Consider the following 16,306-nt stretch of genomic DNA (forward strand, 5'->3'; position numbering starts at 1 on the left):
GAAATTCTATTAATACTCTTCCTGGGTCTTCACCTGCGACTTGAAAATGCGAATCTTCCGGAATTCCATAAGAACTTCGTGCATGGTGGAAGGGCGTTTATCGCGCTCCTTCTGCATCATTCGCAGGATCAGGCCAGCCGCCTCATCAGTAATATCATTGTTATGATATTGGACGGAGTCGGGTTTCTGATAGACGACCTTGTTCATCAGGTCGTTTGTATTCATTCCCGTGAAGGGTTTCTTAAACGTCAGCAACTCATAACAGGTGGTTCCGAAACTGTAAACGTCGGCTCGGGGATCGATTAATTCTCCCTTCAACTGCTCGGGCGACATAAAACTGGGCGTTCCCTGAGCCTTCCTTCTTCGATGGAACGTTCTTGCAAAAAAGCCTTTTTTCCACCTCTTCGAAATGGCGAAATCAATTAGCTTCAAATCTCCCGCGGCGTTCACCAGAATATTATCCGGCTTCACGTCGCAGTGAATCCAGCCATTGCCGTGCATGTACGCCAGTCCCGTGGCGCATTGCTTGAAGATTTTCGCGGCATGTTCCTTGATGAAATCCCGGTCTTTATCGAAGAGCCTCTTGCGGAGACTGCCGGAGGGGAAATATTCCATGATGAAAAACGGATTGGTCATCGACTTGTCCGTCTTCACGATTCGGATGATATTCTCGTGGCGGAGCTTGATGCCGATTTCCGCCTCGTGAAACAGAACACGGCGCTGCTCCTGATCGTCGGCGCGTTCCGGCAACAGGACTTTCATGGCGAAGTGGCGGTTGCTTTGCGGTTCGACGACTTCGAAGACCTGGGAAACCTGCCCGGTCTGAAGCAGCGAACGCAACTTGTAACCGCTGATCATCTCATTGATTTCGGCCATGTTGGCTTCTTCTCCCGTTATTGGCTTGTGCTACCAGTACTCTTCGAAATGAATATTGCCGCGGAATTTGAGCGTGGCATTATCCGCCGCGAAGCCCCGCTGTTCCAGAAGTTCGATAACTCCGGTGGTCTTGGGGAAGACTCTCTCGCCGGTCTGAGGATCCTTTTCGGGAACGCCAATCATCTTGGGATTTCCGCACAGGAACACGTGGGTGCTGGCCGGGTTGAGTTTCTCACCCAGATGAGCTTCCATCTGCCCACCGGTGATGAGATCCTGAATGTAGATTTTATGGGCGAGATTATCAGTCTCGCGAGTAGTTAAGGGAAGATACATGTAGTTGGGGAAGCGGGCCATCAGCTTCTGATGCGTTTCGTAATAGCCCAGATCCTTGCGAAGACGGACGCAGCAGGCGGAAAGAATTTTCCCCTGATGACCATTCTTGAGCAGTTGCCAGATCATATAGTTGTGAGGCGCTTCCCCGGTTCCGGTCGACAGAAGAATGACCGTATCCTCGGATTTCACACCTTCGAGGGTATAATGGCCGGTCACTTTCTCGCCGATGTTGAGGCGATCCCCCTCAGTGAGCATGAACAGACGTGGTGTCAGGACCGGGGCCTTCGTCGGTTCGCTGCCTTCGCGAACCAGAACGATATAAAATTCGAGAAATGGCTGGATCTCGACATCGAGTAGATTCTGTTTTTCGTCGAGAATGGAACAACTCAGCGAATAAGCCCGACGCATCAGCCGACTTTCGTCTTCCGGCTTCAGATTTTCCATCTGAGTCCCGGGAAAACGGGGCTCCCAGTTTCCCAGACCGAGCGAACAATACTGCCCGGGAAGAGCCACCGGCTTCGGGAAGTCCGGCTTCACCCGCAGAATCATCAGGTCGCTGTGAGTTTTTTTGACGCTGAAGACGGTACCGTTATACCGTCTCTGGCGTAATTCATCGATTTGAGCGGGTAGTAATCCCGTCATGGACTCATCCTAACTCGTCGGATCAACCTTACACCTTCGCAATGCTCTCGCGAAGGTATTTCACGCAGGCGGCCACGTCCTGGGTCGGCTCGTCATCATGATATTCGTATTCGATGCTCATGAAGCCACCAAATTTCACTTCCTTCAAAGCTTTTAGAACTTCGGGAACGTTCAGCACCCCCTTGGGATCGCCGAAGACGACATTGTGATCGGCTTTATTGTCGTTATCCTTGAGGTGGAAGCCGTAGTTCCGCTTGCCCATAATTTTAATCTGCTGCACTACGTCGAGCGGTTCGCCTATCAGCGCCATGCGAATCAGGTGACCGGTATCCAGACAGGTTCCAATCAGTTCATTGTGATCTTTCACCGCGGCCATAATCTGCTCGGCTGTCGTCCACAGTGCTTTCTCTTTTTTGGCCAGATTGGTCGGTCCGTGGGGATGGATGGCAATGGCGATCTTGTATTCTTCGCATAGCTTATCGAGCGAATCGAAACTGTCGCGGGAGGGATTGGCCGTGAGGTATTTCAGATCGATGCTTTTGGCGAAGTCGAAGAGCTTCTTGTTGGCTTCGTGATTTTTGGTGAAATTTTCCACGCCGAAAGAAATCGGAGTTACGCCGTGGTCTTTGCAGAGCTTCATCACCGCTTTGATCTTTTCCGGGCTGCTGTTGACCGGAAAGTGGCCGCTGTAAAATTCGACGTGAGGAATCTTGAGCGCCGAAATTTTCTCGATGGTTTTTTCGAGGCTGAACTTGCGGAAGGTGTAGGACTGAATGGAAAGGTGAAAACCGCCATCCTTTGCATCGTCTGCAAAGGCATTGCGTCCGAGAGCCAAACCGGCCAACCCAGCCACACCCATCTTCAGACAATCCCGACGGTGGAGAGAAACCGTATCGCGCAGCATGTGATTTTTCCTCAATTCGGGCGACAATTTCATTGTGCTTCGAACCGGAATTTCGGCCAGATGGGATTTAGGGGAAAGAGCGTTTAATCGGCGAATCTGAAAATCGAGTCGGGCAAGAACTCGTCATTTCAGGAAGGAAGGGGTCGCAGAATCACGATCAGCGGCTTAACATCCGGTTTGTTATCACCGCGCTGATCCAGAAACTGCCGACTCTCTTTACTTGGAAGCAGATTGGTTTTTTCAGACAATGGAACTACCAGGAACTGGTGGGCAATTTTGGCGTTACCGCGAATCCCCTGGGTTAACCGGCTGCCAGTATTCAATTCCAAGGGTTGCTTAGGATCGATTGGCGTAGAGACCTTACGATTAAGTTTCAGCTGCGCCGTCGGGACACCGATGGACCGGCTCAAACGTTCCAGATCCGATACCTGATGGGGGAAGAACACGAAGCTTCCGAAGAAGGTGTCCTCTTTGGTCTTGGAAGCTCGCAGAACATCGTCTTTACCCAACTGCTGCAATAGATTTGCGATCTCCGACTGGTTCAAACTCTCGGTGAAGAAGACCAATTCCAGAAGCTGCTTGCGTTTGAAAGCTTCAGCAATTCGTGAATCGACATGGCCAACTAAATTGCGAGCTTTAAGAGCCGTTTGAAGCGTTTCGGAAGCCTTGGCTATATCTCGGGTGAAGATATCCACTCGAACAATCTCTTCTCGGCTGAGTTCCGTAACCAACTTTTTGAACGGGTAATCCTGCTCGAGATCTTTGAGCGGAAAGAGGAGCGGCAAGCGTCCGGAGGGGGCGATATTGAACTGCACTTCGGAGCGGAACGGATTGGCCAGAATTTCATCGACTTCCCGGGGTGCGGGCAGGATTTCAGCCGTGGGTAGCGCTTCACGATTGGTTTCGGCACGCGGAATTTGAACGAGTTGGGGGCTCGACACAGTTTCGGGCGTTATCTCTGGTACCGTTGGTATTTGAACTACTCGAAGCTCCGGCTTGGATTGCTTTGCTAAATCGCCCGGGCTACCTTTGTTGGAGTAGAAAATTCCCACTCCGGCGAACAATAGTAAAGATGCGGCAATTGCAACGATTGTGCGAATTCTGCGGGCTGTACGGCCTACATTCGCCGGTTTGACAGAATTCAGCTTTTGAATCACCCGATTTTGGACAGAAATCGGCCGGGTTTCTTCCGTAGCGCGGCGAATAGCACCGCGCATAGTCAGGAATGCCGCGTGCAATTGGCCCGCTTCGGGGTTTTCCGCAATCAATCGAAGCGCCGAAGCCTTCTCGGCGGGGTTCAATTCCCCATCGATGTAAGCGGAAATCAGTTCTCGGTCTTTGGCTTTCAACATTTTTGGGTCAGGGTTCGATTTCCAATCGCTCCAGGATTGTCTTCAATTCTTCGCGGGCCCGGTGCAGCCGACTGCGAACCGTTCCGACAGGTATTTCCAATATCGAAGCAATTTCTTCGTAAGGAGTGTCTTCCACGTCCTTGAGCACAATAATCAATCGATGTTCGGTCGACAACATCGACAAAGCCCGCTGCACTTCAGCGGCTTTTTCCCGACGATCCAGCGGACGCGTGGGATCGGTCGAGCTAATTTCGCCGGCAATTTCAAGGCCGTTTTGATCTTCGCCCCGAATCGCTTCCACAGAAATCAAGGGCTTTTTGGATCTTAGAAAACTTACGGCCGCGTTAAAAGCTATTCGATAGAGCCACGTATAGAATTGCGATTCACCCCGGTATTTCGCCAAGGACTGAAAAGCACTAATAAAGGCTTCCTGACAGACATCCGCCGTATCTTCGGGGGAATGCAAAATCTGCCGGACGGACCGGTAAAGCCGGTCCTGATGGCGTTCGATCAGTTGGCCGTAAGCGGAGGTGTCGCCCCCTTTTGCCCGGCTCAAAAGCTCTGCATCGTCAGCAGCCACGGGTTACTCTGTAGGGAGAGACGGTTAAAGTATAAGGAAAGTTCCCGGAAAACATCATCGCTCGCCAAATCCCGGCGAAACACCTATAAATAGGTATACTAGATCAGTCAGCACACCACTTGAGCGGGTACATGGAAAGTCAGCAGATCGTCATTCGCGGTGCTCGCGAACACAATCTCAAGAATGTAGAACTTCAACTCCCCCGCAACAAGCTTATCGTTTTCACCGGTGTATCCGGGTCGGGGAAAAGCTCACTCGCTTTCGATACCCTGTATGCCGAGGGCCAGAGACGCTACGTCGAAAGCCTCTCCAGCTATGCCCGGCAATTCCTGGGTCAACTCCCCAAGCCCGACGTCGATTTTATCGGCGGTTTGTCGCCCACCATCTGCATCCAACAGAAATCGGCGGCCCAAAATCCCCGTTCCACGGTCGGCACAGTCACTGAAATCTCCGATTTCCTACGCGTTCTTTATGCTCGCATCGGGCTGGGCCATTGTTCTGAGTGCGGCCGACCGATCACAGCGCAATCCCGCGATCAGATGATCGAGCGGATTCTGGCCCTCCCCCCCGATTCGAAATTCCTAGTCCTGGCACCGATGGTCCGCGGCCAGAAAGGGGAATTTAAGGATTTCTTCGCCGAGCAATTGAAAAAGGGGTTTGTCCGCGCCCGTGTTGATGGCCGAATTGTCCGCATGAGCGACGATTTGAAGCTCGATCGAAAAATCAAACACTTCATCGAAGTGGTGATCGATCGGCTCGTCGCTAACGGGAAGAATCGTACTCGCATTGCCGAGGCCGTCGAGCAAGCCTTGAAGCTGGGCGGCAGCAACTGCATCATTTCGGTTGAAAAGGAAAAACTCAAAAAGCCGGCCGAAGCTACAGAAAGCGACGGGAACGAATACGAAGATATCCTGCTTTCCTCCGACTATGCCTGCACCCATTGCGGTATCAGTTACGAACCCCCCAGCCCGCAGTTGTTCAGTTTCAATTCACCCCAGGGAATGTGCTTGGAGTGCGATGGCCTGGGAACCCGTTTCGCCTTCGATCCCACTCTGCTGGTTCCCGACGAAGAGAAATCCTTTGAGCAAGGATGTTTCCCGATCGTTGGTCCTTTAAAGGGAATGGGCCGCTGGCGCAAACACATTTTCGAAGGGGTCGGAAAGACGCTCGGGATCAATCTGAAGACTCCCTGGAAAAAGCTCCCCGCGGAGCAACAAAAACTCCTCCTTTACGGCTCCGGCAAACAGCACATTACCTTCGAATGGAAGATGCGCGGCGGTAACATCTGGCGGCACGGCGGAGAATGGGAAGGGGTCATTCCTCAACTCATGACGAGCTTCAAGAAGACGGCCGCCGGGCCACGCCGTCACCAGCTCGAAAAGTACATGCGGGTGCAGAAATGCGCCGCTTGTGGTGGACACCGACTCAATCCCCAGGCTCGTGGCGTGCGCGTCGCCAATAAATCCCTGGTCGAGGTCGGTTCCACGCCCATTGGTGAGCTGAGCGAATGGTTTGAGATTCTTCCCAAAAAACTCGATGCGATTCAAAAGATTATTGCCGTCGATTTGTTGAAGGAAATTCGAAGCCGATTGACCTTTCTCCTCAATGTGGGGCTCGATTATCTGAATCTGGATCGCACGGCTCCCTCTCTGTCCGGCGGCGAAGCTCAACGCATTCGGCTGGCCGGGCAGATCGGTTCCGGCCTCGTGGGCGTGTTGTACATTCTCGACGAACCGAGCATCGGACTGCACCCGCGCGATAACGAACGACTGCTCGCCAGTCTCGAGCGGCTGCGCGACATGGGTAACACCGTCCTGGTTGTGGAACATGACGAAGACACGATGCGGCGCTGCGATTTTCTGGTCGATTTCGGGCCGGGACCGGGAGTGCGCGGCGGACAAATCGTGGCCGCGGCCTCGCCCGCCGAGGTGATGGCCTCCGGAGTCTCCCAAACTGGCCAATATCTTTCTGGAAAAATTCAGATTGAGATCCCCAAGGAACGAAAGGCTCCGGGGGCCCGGAAGATTTCCATTCGCGGCGCCCGACACAACAACCTTAAAGATGTCTCAGTCGATATTCCGCTGGGACTATTCGTAGTCGTTACGGGAGTCTCCGGTTCTGGCAAAAGCTCCCTCGTGAACGAAGTTCTGCTGGAAGGTTTGCGATCGCTGGGACGGGAAGCCAAACAGGAAAAGTCGGAGGAAGAGGAAGAGCACCTGATCGAAGATCAGGTCATCGGTACGCGCTGCGATAAACTTTTAGGCGCCGATGAAATCGACAAAGTGATCGACATCGATCAGAAGCCGATCGGGCGGACGCCTCGCTCGAATCCGGCGACATACATCAAGCTTTTTGATGAAATTCGCAGTCTTTTTGCTCAAATGAGCGAATCTAAACTGCGCGGCTACCAGCCGGGACGCTTCAGCTTCAATCGTCCCGGCGGCCGTTGTGAGAGCTGCGAAGGGAATGGCTCGAATAAGCTCGAAATGGACTTCCTGGCCGATGTCTGGGTCACCTGCCCGGTGTGCGAAGGCAAGCGCTTCAATCGGGAAACTCTTCAAGTTCGCTATCGCGGCAAGAATATTTTCGAAGTACTGGATATGGACGTGCAGGAGGCTCTGCAGCACTTCGAAAACGTTCCCAAGGTCCGCGCCATGCTGCAGACACTGCATGATGTCGGGCTCGATTACATCAAATTGGGGCAGGCTTCCCCCACCTTATCTGGCGGCGAGGCTCAGCGCATAAAATTGGCACGCGAACTCTGCCGACGAAGCACCGGCAAAACGCTCTACATTCTCGATGAACCGACCACCGGCCTGCATTTTGAAGACATCCGCAAGCTTCTGGAAGTGCTGCATGGCTTCACAGCGGCGGGCAATACCGTTCTGGTGATTGAGCATAATCTGGACGTTATCAAAACGGCGGACTGGATTATCGATCTGGGACCAGAGGGGGGTAAACGGGGCGGCGAGATCGTCGTGACTGGCACACCGGAAACTGTGGTCGCCTGCAAAAAATCGCACACCGGACAGTCACTCGCTCCATTCTTCCAGAAGAAGAAACTCAACGGAAGGCCGACGAAGCCCACCGCGGAAAAGACTCGCGCGGTAAACGAGCGCATCACTCATATTTGCGTCACCGGAGCTCGCCAGAACAACTTGAAGGATCTAACCGTCCGGATACCGCGAGAAGAAATGTCGGTCTGTTGCGGACCCAGCGGTTCCGGGAAAAGCACTCTGGCCATCGACACGATCTATGCCGAAGGCCAACGGCGGTATGTGGAAAGCCTTTCCAGTTACGCCCGCCAGTTCCTGGGACAGGTTCAAAAACCCCGGGTAGAATCGGTCAGCGGGCTTTCACCAGCTATCAGCATCGAGCAGAAAACCACCAGCCGCAGTCCCCGTTCCACAGTGGGAACGATCACGGAAATCTACGATTATCTCCGCGTTCTGTACGCCCGGCTCGGCCAACCCTACTGCCCCAATTGTCAACTGCCGATCGGCACTCAATCGGCCGATGAGATCATTGCCAAAGTTATGGCACTTCCTGAAGGCAGTAAGCTGTATATCCTCGCGCCGCTCGAGCCGCGCGGCCAGGAAACCTACCAGATTCTCTTCGATGAAATACGATCCGGAGGTTACGCCCGCGTTCGCGTTAACGGTAAAACTTATCCCATCGATTCGCCTCCCGATATCGATCATCGTCGCAAGCATTTGATTGAAGTCGTCGTCGACCGTAACGTGGTGAAGTCGGGGAATCGCGGCCGAGTAGCCGAGAGTATCGAAAAGGCCTTGGAGATGGGCAAAGGGGTGATGCACATCGCCCATGTCGACGACACCAAAGACGAGACCAAGTGGAAAGTAGAGCAGTTCAGCCAGCATCTGGCCTGCAGCAAGTGCGGCACCAGTTACGATCGCTTGAATCCCCATAACTTCAGCTTTAACAGTCCGCTCGGGTGCTGCCCGTCCTGCGAGGGCTTGGGAACCCAAAAGGGGGCGAACACCAGCAATATCATTCGCAACCCTAGCTTGTCGATTCGGGGCGGAGCCATTACAGCCTGGCCTCGGCTGGACACCGATAGCCCGTTTTTGCCGATTGCAGAGGCGATTTGCGAGCATCTGGGTATCGATTTGGATTCGCCATTGAATACCGTGCCGCAAGCGGCGAGCCGCCAATTGATCTACGGCACTGGTAGCGAGTGGATCTCCCTTCCCAAGGGATCGCCCTTGAGTCGGATTCAATACAAGGGGATTGTTCCGGCTATGGATGAAGCCACCCGCGTGAGCTTCGTCTATCGCCAGCGCTTGACATCGCTAGTCGATGAAGTGGCTTGCAGTGCCTGCGCCGGATCGCGGTTACGGGCCGATGCAGCGGCCACACGTTTCCAGAATCTGACCATCGGCGAACTCGGAAATTTACCGATCTCGCAAACCTTGAACCTATTCAAGACTTTGAAATGGACGAAACGGGAAATTCAGATTGCTGGCGAACTCCGTCGGGAAATCCAGAACCGCTTACAATTCCTCGATGATGTGGGACTCGAATATCTGACCCTATCCCGACCCGGGCCAACTCTATCGGGTGGCGAAGCGCAGCGCATTCGATTGGCTTCGCAAATCGGCAGCGGCCTCACGGGCGTACTCTATGTTCTGGATGAGCCGACCATCGGACTTCATCCGCGTGACAACGCGCGATTGCTGAAAGCACTGCAAAAACTTCGGAATCTGGGGAATACTCTACTTCTCGTCGAACATGATCGCGAAGTGATCGAGTCAGCCGATTATCTACTCGACTTCGGACCGGGTGCGGGAGATCGCGGCGGCGAAATCACGGCCGAGGGCACCCCCGCGAAAGTCATCAAAAATCCCAAATCACTAACCGGTAATTACCTTTCCGGCAGTAAATCGATTGCGATTCCTCTCAATCGACGGCTAGTGCGTGGCAAGGCGAACGGACTGCCCAATTCCCTCGATGGAATCTCCTACGCGGAATCAAAAAAGCCGACCCTATTAATCCAGGTGCGCGGCGCCCGGCAGAATAATCTGAAGAATATTGACGTCGAAATCCCGCTTCGAAGTTTCGTGGCCGTCACAGGAGTGAGCGGTTCGGGTAAGAGCACATTGGTTAACGAGGTCATCTACAACACGTTGGCTCGAAAACTGAATCGGGCCAGCACGCCTACGGCCGCGCACGATGAAATCACCGGACTGGATCAAATCGACAAAATCATCAATGTCGACCAAGATCCGATCGGCAATTCCCCGAGTTCTAACCCCGCGACCTATACCGGCGTTTTCGACCACATCCGCCAGCTCTTTTCACAGATGCCCGAATCGAAACTACGCGGCTATACACCGCGACGTTTCAGCTTCAATCAGCCGGGGGGCCGATGCGAAACCTGCGAGGGTAATGGCCAGAAGCGTATCGAAATGCATTTCCTACCCGATGTCTGGATCGAATGCGACACCTGCAAGGGGGCTCGCTACAATCCCGAGACGCTGGCAGTGAAGTATAAGGACAAATCGATTGCCGATGTTCTCAATATGCGTGTGAATGAAGCTCTCGAACTGTTTGGAAACATTCCCAAACTCCGTTCGATTCTGCAAACGCTTTCGGATGTGGGATTGGATTACGTCTCGCTCGGCCAACCCGCCCCCACACTCTCCGGCGGAGAAGCTCAACGGGTGAAGTTGGCCGCCGAGCTAAGCCGCCCCAACACGGGCCGGACAATCTATTTGCTCGACGAACCGACGACAGGCCTGCACTTCGATGACATTCGCAAACTTCTGGATGTTCTGCATCGCCTCGTCGATTTGGGGAACACTGTACTGGTAGTCGAGCACAATCTCGACGTGATAAAAACCGCCGATTGGGTCATCGACCTCGGCCCGGAAGCAGGCGCGAGCGGCGGACGAGTGATAGCTGCCGGCACACCGGAGGAGGTTGTGCTCCAGATGCAGGAGGCCCGCAAGGCAAAGCAGCCCTTTTCGCAGACGGCTCCTTTCATCGAAACAGTGTTGGCCGCCGGGCCATTGGAATATCGACCGATCTTCGATCCCAAAACGCTTACGGAAAAGCGGGAGAACGACGTCGACCTCGAAAAAGTGGGCAAAGATGCTCTACTCCCCTGGCAGGTGGATGGTCGAAAGTGGCATACTCAGGACCGGGTGACCACCACGGGAAAACCGGCGAAGTGGGAAGGCCAGATTATCAATTGGGTAGAAGAGCGCATTCATGAACTGGGGGAATTCTCGCCAACTGACTGGAGCGAGAGAACGGTGGTAGAGATCGCCGGTAAACCGAAGAGCCTGGGTTGGTTCTTCCATGCTCACACCGGGATGGAGTGGCTAACGCGATTAGTGTTCCGTGTGGCTCGCAATACCTTTAAGGAAGAAGCTCTGATTGCCAAGCTGGGTATCAAACCGCTCGATCAGACGCCGGAATTGAAGGTACAGGTTTATTCCAACGAGCAGCGCGTGAATGTCGAAAACCGTAAAGGTCCCTGGCAGGAAGTCTGGATGCTGGTGAATAACCTCGGGGAGATCAACACCCCGGCCTTCCGGGATTTTCTCAAACAGGCGGTTGGAGCGTTTGGTAAGAATATTCAAACGATGCAGACCTCCATCGAGGATGTCATGCCCTGGAAGAAGGATGGTCGCAAGTGGCACCTGGGAGATAAAGGCTTCCCGGTCGGCAAAAAAGTCCGCTGGGATAAAACGCTCCTTCCACAACTTTTGGATTTAGTCGAACGAACTAGCCGGAAGGTTCGCTTCGAATGGGATACTCGAGATGCAGTATCCATCAAGCTGGAGGAAAACAACCGAACCTGGATTCGTATTCGAAGCAAGGATGCCGATTCACTGAGTTTTCGAATCTGGACCAAGCCGGGGATCATCAATTTGAATTCGCTGGAGGGAATCGGTCGAGAATCGGATGTCAGCCGGGATCGGGCCGACGGCACCGAAGTGATCCTGATCGGCCTGCAAAATTCGTCGCAGATGCCGACAGCGAAACTGTCCGATATCCTGAAAGTTTCACGGCAAGGACTGCTCGAACTATCTCAGACGAGTGCGGATTGAATAAGTGTCCATGCCGCTTCCACTTTTGGCCGCACATATCTCCGATGGAGTGCTGCAGCCGATTCCGCAAATTGTCGGAATCGCAGTCGCGGTTGCCCTGCTAGCCTTTGCCTTGAGAAAACTCCGGGATGACCAAATACCCCGCGTGATTCTCTGCACTGCTGTATTTTTCATCGCCTCACTCATTCACATACGCATCGGCCCCACCAGTGCCCATTTGCTGCTCAATGGGCTGATCGGAATTCTGCTGGGATATCTGGCAATCATTCCGATTGCGGTCGGACTTTTCATGCAGGCCGTGCTGTTTGGTCACGGGGGTTTTCTGGTTTGGGGTATGAATTGCTGTATCTTCACTCTCCCGGCACTTATCGCCCCCTATTTATTCAGCCGACTGCAAAATGCCGACGACTACGGCGGCCCAGTCTCACTGCCCTTTACACTCGCTTTGGGGGCTTTGCTGCAACCCATCCTTACTCTTCCGATCTGGTTGGTCACTCAGATGGCACGATTGCAGCTGAGCCGGAAATCATTTTTTCCGGCCGCTTTTCTGTGCGGTTTTACGACGGTCATGCTGACGGTTTTTCTCAACGGTTTCGTGCTGGTAGCTTTCGGGAATGCCGATTGGCGCTGGATTGCAGCGATTGTTGTGGCGGGGCACTTACCGCTGGCATTTGTGGAAGGCATTATCGCCGGGTTTGCCTGTGAGGCGATGTTGAAAAACAAACGCCCCTAACAGGAGTTGAAGCAGAAGCACAACTGACTCTAACTCGAATCGATAAGCGATTACGCTAAAAACCTGAAACGATTTCAGAACCCGCTCGAGTACCCAGAGCTCGCCAAGTCGGAAGCGCTATGGAATTGGTGATGAAATGGACCGAACCATCCATCATCAGCGCATTAACGCCGCCTGTATGATAACTGCGGGCCGTGATGGCCGAATATGTGCTGAGATTGGCCGTTTTCCCTTCCCGGCGACTGGTGAAATCGACATCGTATGTTTGTCCACCCGATGAGAGCAGCACTTGAGTATTCGGCGTGAAAGTTGTGGTGAAACAGGATTGACTGCTCCGGGCATCAATCCACTCGACATGCCCAGCCCCTGATTTGAAAGTACCTCCATACGGTATAAGATCGCTGGGCGAGGACGGAATCGGTGCTCCGGGACTCGCGGGTAAACCTCCATCGCGAACCAGCATGGTAAACGTTTTGCCTTCAGACATGCCTAGAGTACTACTGGTTCCGTCCACGAGATCCGCAAATCGTGTTTTCCTATTCATCCCGATGGCGCCATCCCCGGTATTCCCGGTGACCGGATCGTAAACGAACCAACTTCCCACGCTCATGAGATAATTCAGCGGATAAGGGGCCGTTGCACTTGACTGAGGATGATCATTGATTTCAGCAGGACACATCAGCAAGGCCACACGATTCACGGCCATCGCCTGCCCATCGCTCGATTGCGAGAAGTCGACGAGTTTTTCCAGATTGTCCTGCTCAATGTAAGGTAAGAGGTGTGTCTGCGCGGACCAGGGATCTCCTATTTTGCCTACGGGGACATCTCCTTGAGTCGGGAAACTCCCCTGTGAGGATTCGTAGTTATGCAGCGCCAGTCCCCACTGCTTGAGATTATTCTGGCAACGCATTCGTGCAGCGGCCGCACGAACGTTCTGCACGGCCGGCAATAGCAAGCCGATTAAAATCGCAATAATCGCGATCACCACCAGTAATTCGATCAGAGTAAAGGCTTGGCGTTTCAGTGGCTTCCTCATCTCATCACTCTTTCGTATTCTGATTGCGGAAAATAATTGCTCGACGCACGGCCGGGGGAATGGGGGCATCCTTCCCTTTGATTGCACGCCAGAGGATTTCGTTCAGTTCGAAATCATCGACCAGATCGTAATCGCTAAAGTCCATTTTCGCGGATCGATCTGCCCCATACGCGGTCATTCCATTCTTGCGATTCAAATCAATTTGAGCTCCGACATGCTTGTACTCGGTTAGATCCATCCTGTCGGTGAAGCTGTCGAACATCGGTCGGGCCGAGGCATCGTACTGACTCAATGGCGGCAGGCCGAGAATCAACTCCATGGTGCGAATCATGCTGACCGTCGAATACATTGTGCTGTCGAGATATTTTCGCTTCGTAAAAGGGGAGATCACCAGGCCCACGGTTCGCTGGGCGTCTACATGGTCCGGTCCGTTTTGAGCATCGTCTTCAATGACGAAGATCGCTGTTTCTTTCCAAAGCGGTCCCTTCGAGATTTCTTCTACGATCTGGCCTAAAGCCAAGTCGTTGCTGGCAACGCAGGCTTCCGGTGTGAACGCTTTGGGTGAGGTTCCGGAGGTATGATCTTCGCCCAAACTCATGATCATCATTCGCGGCATGTTCCCGGTTTTCAAAAAGGCCCGATATTCTTTCAAGAAGATTTCGGCATTTTCGGTGTCGCGAACATTTCCAGTGACTTCTTTCGATACTCCATAATTCGGGCAGATATGATCGATCAGTCCTGGAACCCGCGCTTCCATGCGGGCACCCCCCTTACCATCGGAAACGCGCTTGCCGTATTCCCCATAGTTTCGATAGCTTACACCGGCTCTTTTGCAGGCGTCCCAAAGGTAACCCGACGGTGCATTGGAGAGATTCCCTTCGTCGTCGTCTTTCACTCCGGGTCTTCGAGAATAGGTGAGGTGCCAATCCCGCGCGATGTAATCGGTGTGATAGGCCATCGTACTCCAGGGATGCCCATCGACGCTGACCTGGCCGTTGCAATAGAGGTTGTCCAGCAGTACGAATTCCTCGGCCAATTTGTGATGGTTCGGGGTGATCTTCTCGCCGAACATGGTTAAACTGGCATCCCCATTACCCTTTTTCATATCTCCGAAAACCTGATCATAGGTTCGGTTTTCCTTGATGATGTAAAGCACGTATTTGATCGGACTTGGGTCTCCAACTTTCGTAGGAATGGCGGTTTTAACGGGATAAGGTGCTGAAGTCAGTTGCTGATCGGAATAGGGGCAGTTCCGGTAAACTTGAGCCGTATACTCCTTCAAAGCTTTGCGATCCGGGATCGGGACAATGGAAAGCGCACCGCTCATCGTCGTTCCCACATAGGGGTACGGCATTAGTTTTTTGGCTATCGTTTTGACGATATCCTTTTCTTTGGATTCCAACTGTTCTTTGGTGAACAGGGGATTGGCTTTCGATTGCAAGCCTTTACCAACGCCCACCAGAAGGTTTTTATTATCGGGTGTGACGGCCACGGATGTGGGATACCAGCCGGTGGGAATAAACCCTTTTATTAAACTCTTATCTTCGTCTTCGATATCGATCGCTACCACACAATTGTTATCGGCATTGGCAACGTAAAGAGATTTCCCGTCTGGCGAAATGGCCAAGGCACAAGGAGTACTTCCTTCCGGTGCTTTCGGAAACAAAGTTGTGGAAATCACTTCGGTGACGACACCGCGTTGAGTATCGATCGCACACACCGTATTGCTGGAGGCGCAGGCTACAAACAAGCGATTGTCCAAGGGGTGGGCAACCATCTGATTAGGATGCTCGCCGACAGGAATTTTAGCGGTAATTTTCAAAGATGTCGGATCAACAACGAGAACTTGTCTTCCGCTCCAATCCGAGACATAAAGCAAGCTGGCCCGGACTGGAGCAATGATATCGTAAGGTCGGCCTCCCAAATGGGAGTGTTTCTTGTTCGCGTCCTGAAAATTCGCAACTGTTAGATTCCCGTTATTGATATCGAGCGTATACAACGCCTTTCTTTTTTCATCCAGGCACAAACCGCTCAGGAAAGACTTGGAATCGGGCTCGGCGTCCAGCAGTTTCAGCAGTTCGGGCATCGAAATTTTGCTGAGATCGGCCTCGGCGGGACTGGTCGATTTGAGAGAGTTTTCCTTCAAGTCGAAGGTATGAACCAGACCAACGCCCCCTCCCGACCACCAAACTTTAGATTCCTCTTTATTGAGTACGAGACCGAACCAGCTATTTCGCGTCGACGGTTCACTAACTATTTTCCCAGCGGAATAATCGATCAGATACAAGTGATGCGTGTTAAAGCCGCTTGTCGCCACGAGGGCATGGCGATTGTCCTGAAGCGGGATGATATTCAAAGGAAGATCGGTTGTTTCCACATGCTTGCCGGCGGGGGTCAGATGCCAGCCGTTCGGCAGAAGAAACCCCGTGGAAGTCGGCCCGACATATCTGGGTTTCGAGTTCGCGGCGTCTTGAGCCTGCAAACTCGCTAAGGGCCCAAGTAGCAAGAAGACTGTTAATAGACGCGACATGCTAGATGCCCCCGGATTCTCAAAGATGTTCTCGGGATGATCTACACAGTGGGGTGGGAAAAAGAATTCGCTTTGACTCGCTTTGAGCGGAATTCAAGGAATCCTCACAGTCGATTTGGCTTTCAAGGGAAAGCGAAAGGTTTTCACCTAACCAGAGGGATCGCGGATAGACTCAATTCTGAAAGACTGAAGAAGATTCGATGTCAAATTAAACTTGGCCTTTCTTTACTTGAGACATTGC

General features: G+C 52.9%; 9 protein-coding genes. 2 read left to right on the plus strand and 7 right to left on the minus strand.

The features are described from left to right. Positions 1-9: 9 nt before the first annotated feature. The 5 genes from KIH39_RS16895 to KIH39_RS16915 form a co-directional block, all read right to left on the minus strand. Positions 10-876, minus strand: coding sequence for a serine/threonine protein kinase (locus KIH39_RS16895; protein ID WP_213494395.1), 867 nt, complete (start codon positions 874-876; stop codon positions 10-12). Between the two features lie 30 nt (positions 877-906). Continuing rightward, positions 907-1,851, minus strand: coding sequence for a ferredoxin--NADP reductase (locus KIH39_RS16900; RefSeq protein WP_213494396.1), 945 nt, complete (start codon positions 1,849-1,851; stop codon positions 907-909). 28 nt (positions 1,852-1,879) lie between these two features. Beyond that, a complete protein-coding gene (locus KIH39_RS16905; RefSeq protein ID WP_213494397.1) occupies positions 1,880-2,755 on the minus strand; it encodes a sugar phosphate isomerase/epimerase family protein in 876 nt (291 codons plus the stop codon). 128 nt (positions 2,756-2,883) lie between these two features. After that, entirely contained in the window at positions 2,884-4,107 is a 1,224-nt protein-coding gene (locus KIH39_RS16910) for an anti-sigma factor family protein (protein ID WP_213494398.1), read from the minus strand. A gap of 7 nt (positions 4,108-4,114) precedes the next feature. Further along, positions 4,115-4,687 (minus strand): RNA polymerase sigma factor, encoded by a 573-nt coding sequence (locus KIH39_RS16915; protein ID WP_213494399.1) that lies wholly within the window; start codon positions 4,685-4,687, stop codon positions 4,115-4,117. Between the two features lie 131 nt (positions 4,688-4,818). Between KIH39_RS16915 and uvrA the strand changes: the two genes are divergently transcribed. Both uvrA and KIH39_RS16925 read left to right on the plus strand, forming a co-directional pair. Next, the gene (gene uvrA / locus KIH39_RS16920; protein ID WP_213494400.1) at positions 4,819-11,766 is read left to right on the plus strand and encodes an excinuclease ABC subunit UvrA; all 6,948 of its coding nucleotides are present in this window, start codon (positions 4,819-4,821) and stop codon (positions 11,764-11,766) included. 10 nt (positions 11,767-11,776) lie between these two features. After that, positions 11,777-12,499 carry an energy-coupling factor ABC transporter permease gene (locus KIH39_RS16925; protein ID WP_213494401.1) on the plus strand — a complete coding sequence of 241 codons (723 nt, stop codon included), beginning with the start codon at positions 11,777-11,779 and terminating at the stop codon, positions 12,497-12,499. Positions 12,500-12,554: 55 nt separating this feature from the next. Here the strand turns inward: KIH39_RS16925 and KIH39_RS16930 are convergent, their stop codons facing one another. Together KIH39_RS16930 and KIH39_RS16935 are read right to left on the minus strand one after the other, a co-directional pair. Beyond that, a complete protein-coding gene (locus KIH39_RS16930) occupies positions 12,555-13,535 on the minus strand; it encodes a DUF1559 domain-containing protein (RefSeq protein ID WP_213494402.1) in 981 nt (326 codons plus the stop codon). Between the two features lie 4 nt (positions 13,536-13,539). After that, the gene (locus KIH39_RS16935) at positions 13,540-16,065 is read right to left on the minus strand and encodes an alkaline phosphatase family protein (RefSeq protein ID WP_213494403.1); all 2,526 of its coding nucleotides are present in this window, start codon (positions 16,063-16,065) and stop codon (positions 13,540-13,542) included. Between the last annotated feature and the right edge of the window lie 241 nt (positions 16,066-16,306).

Source organism: Telmatocola sphagniphila, from assembly GCF_018398935.1.
GTDB lineage: Bacteria > Planctomycetota > Planctomycetia > Gemmatales > Gemmataceae > Telmatocola > Telmatocola sphagniphila.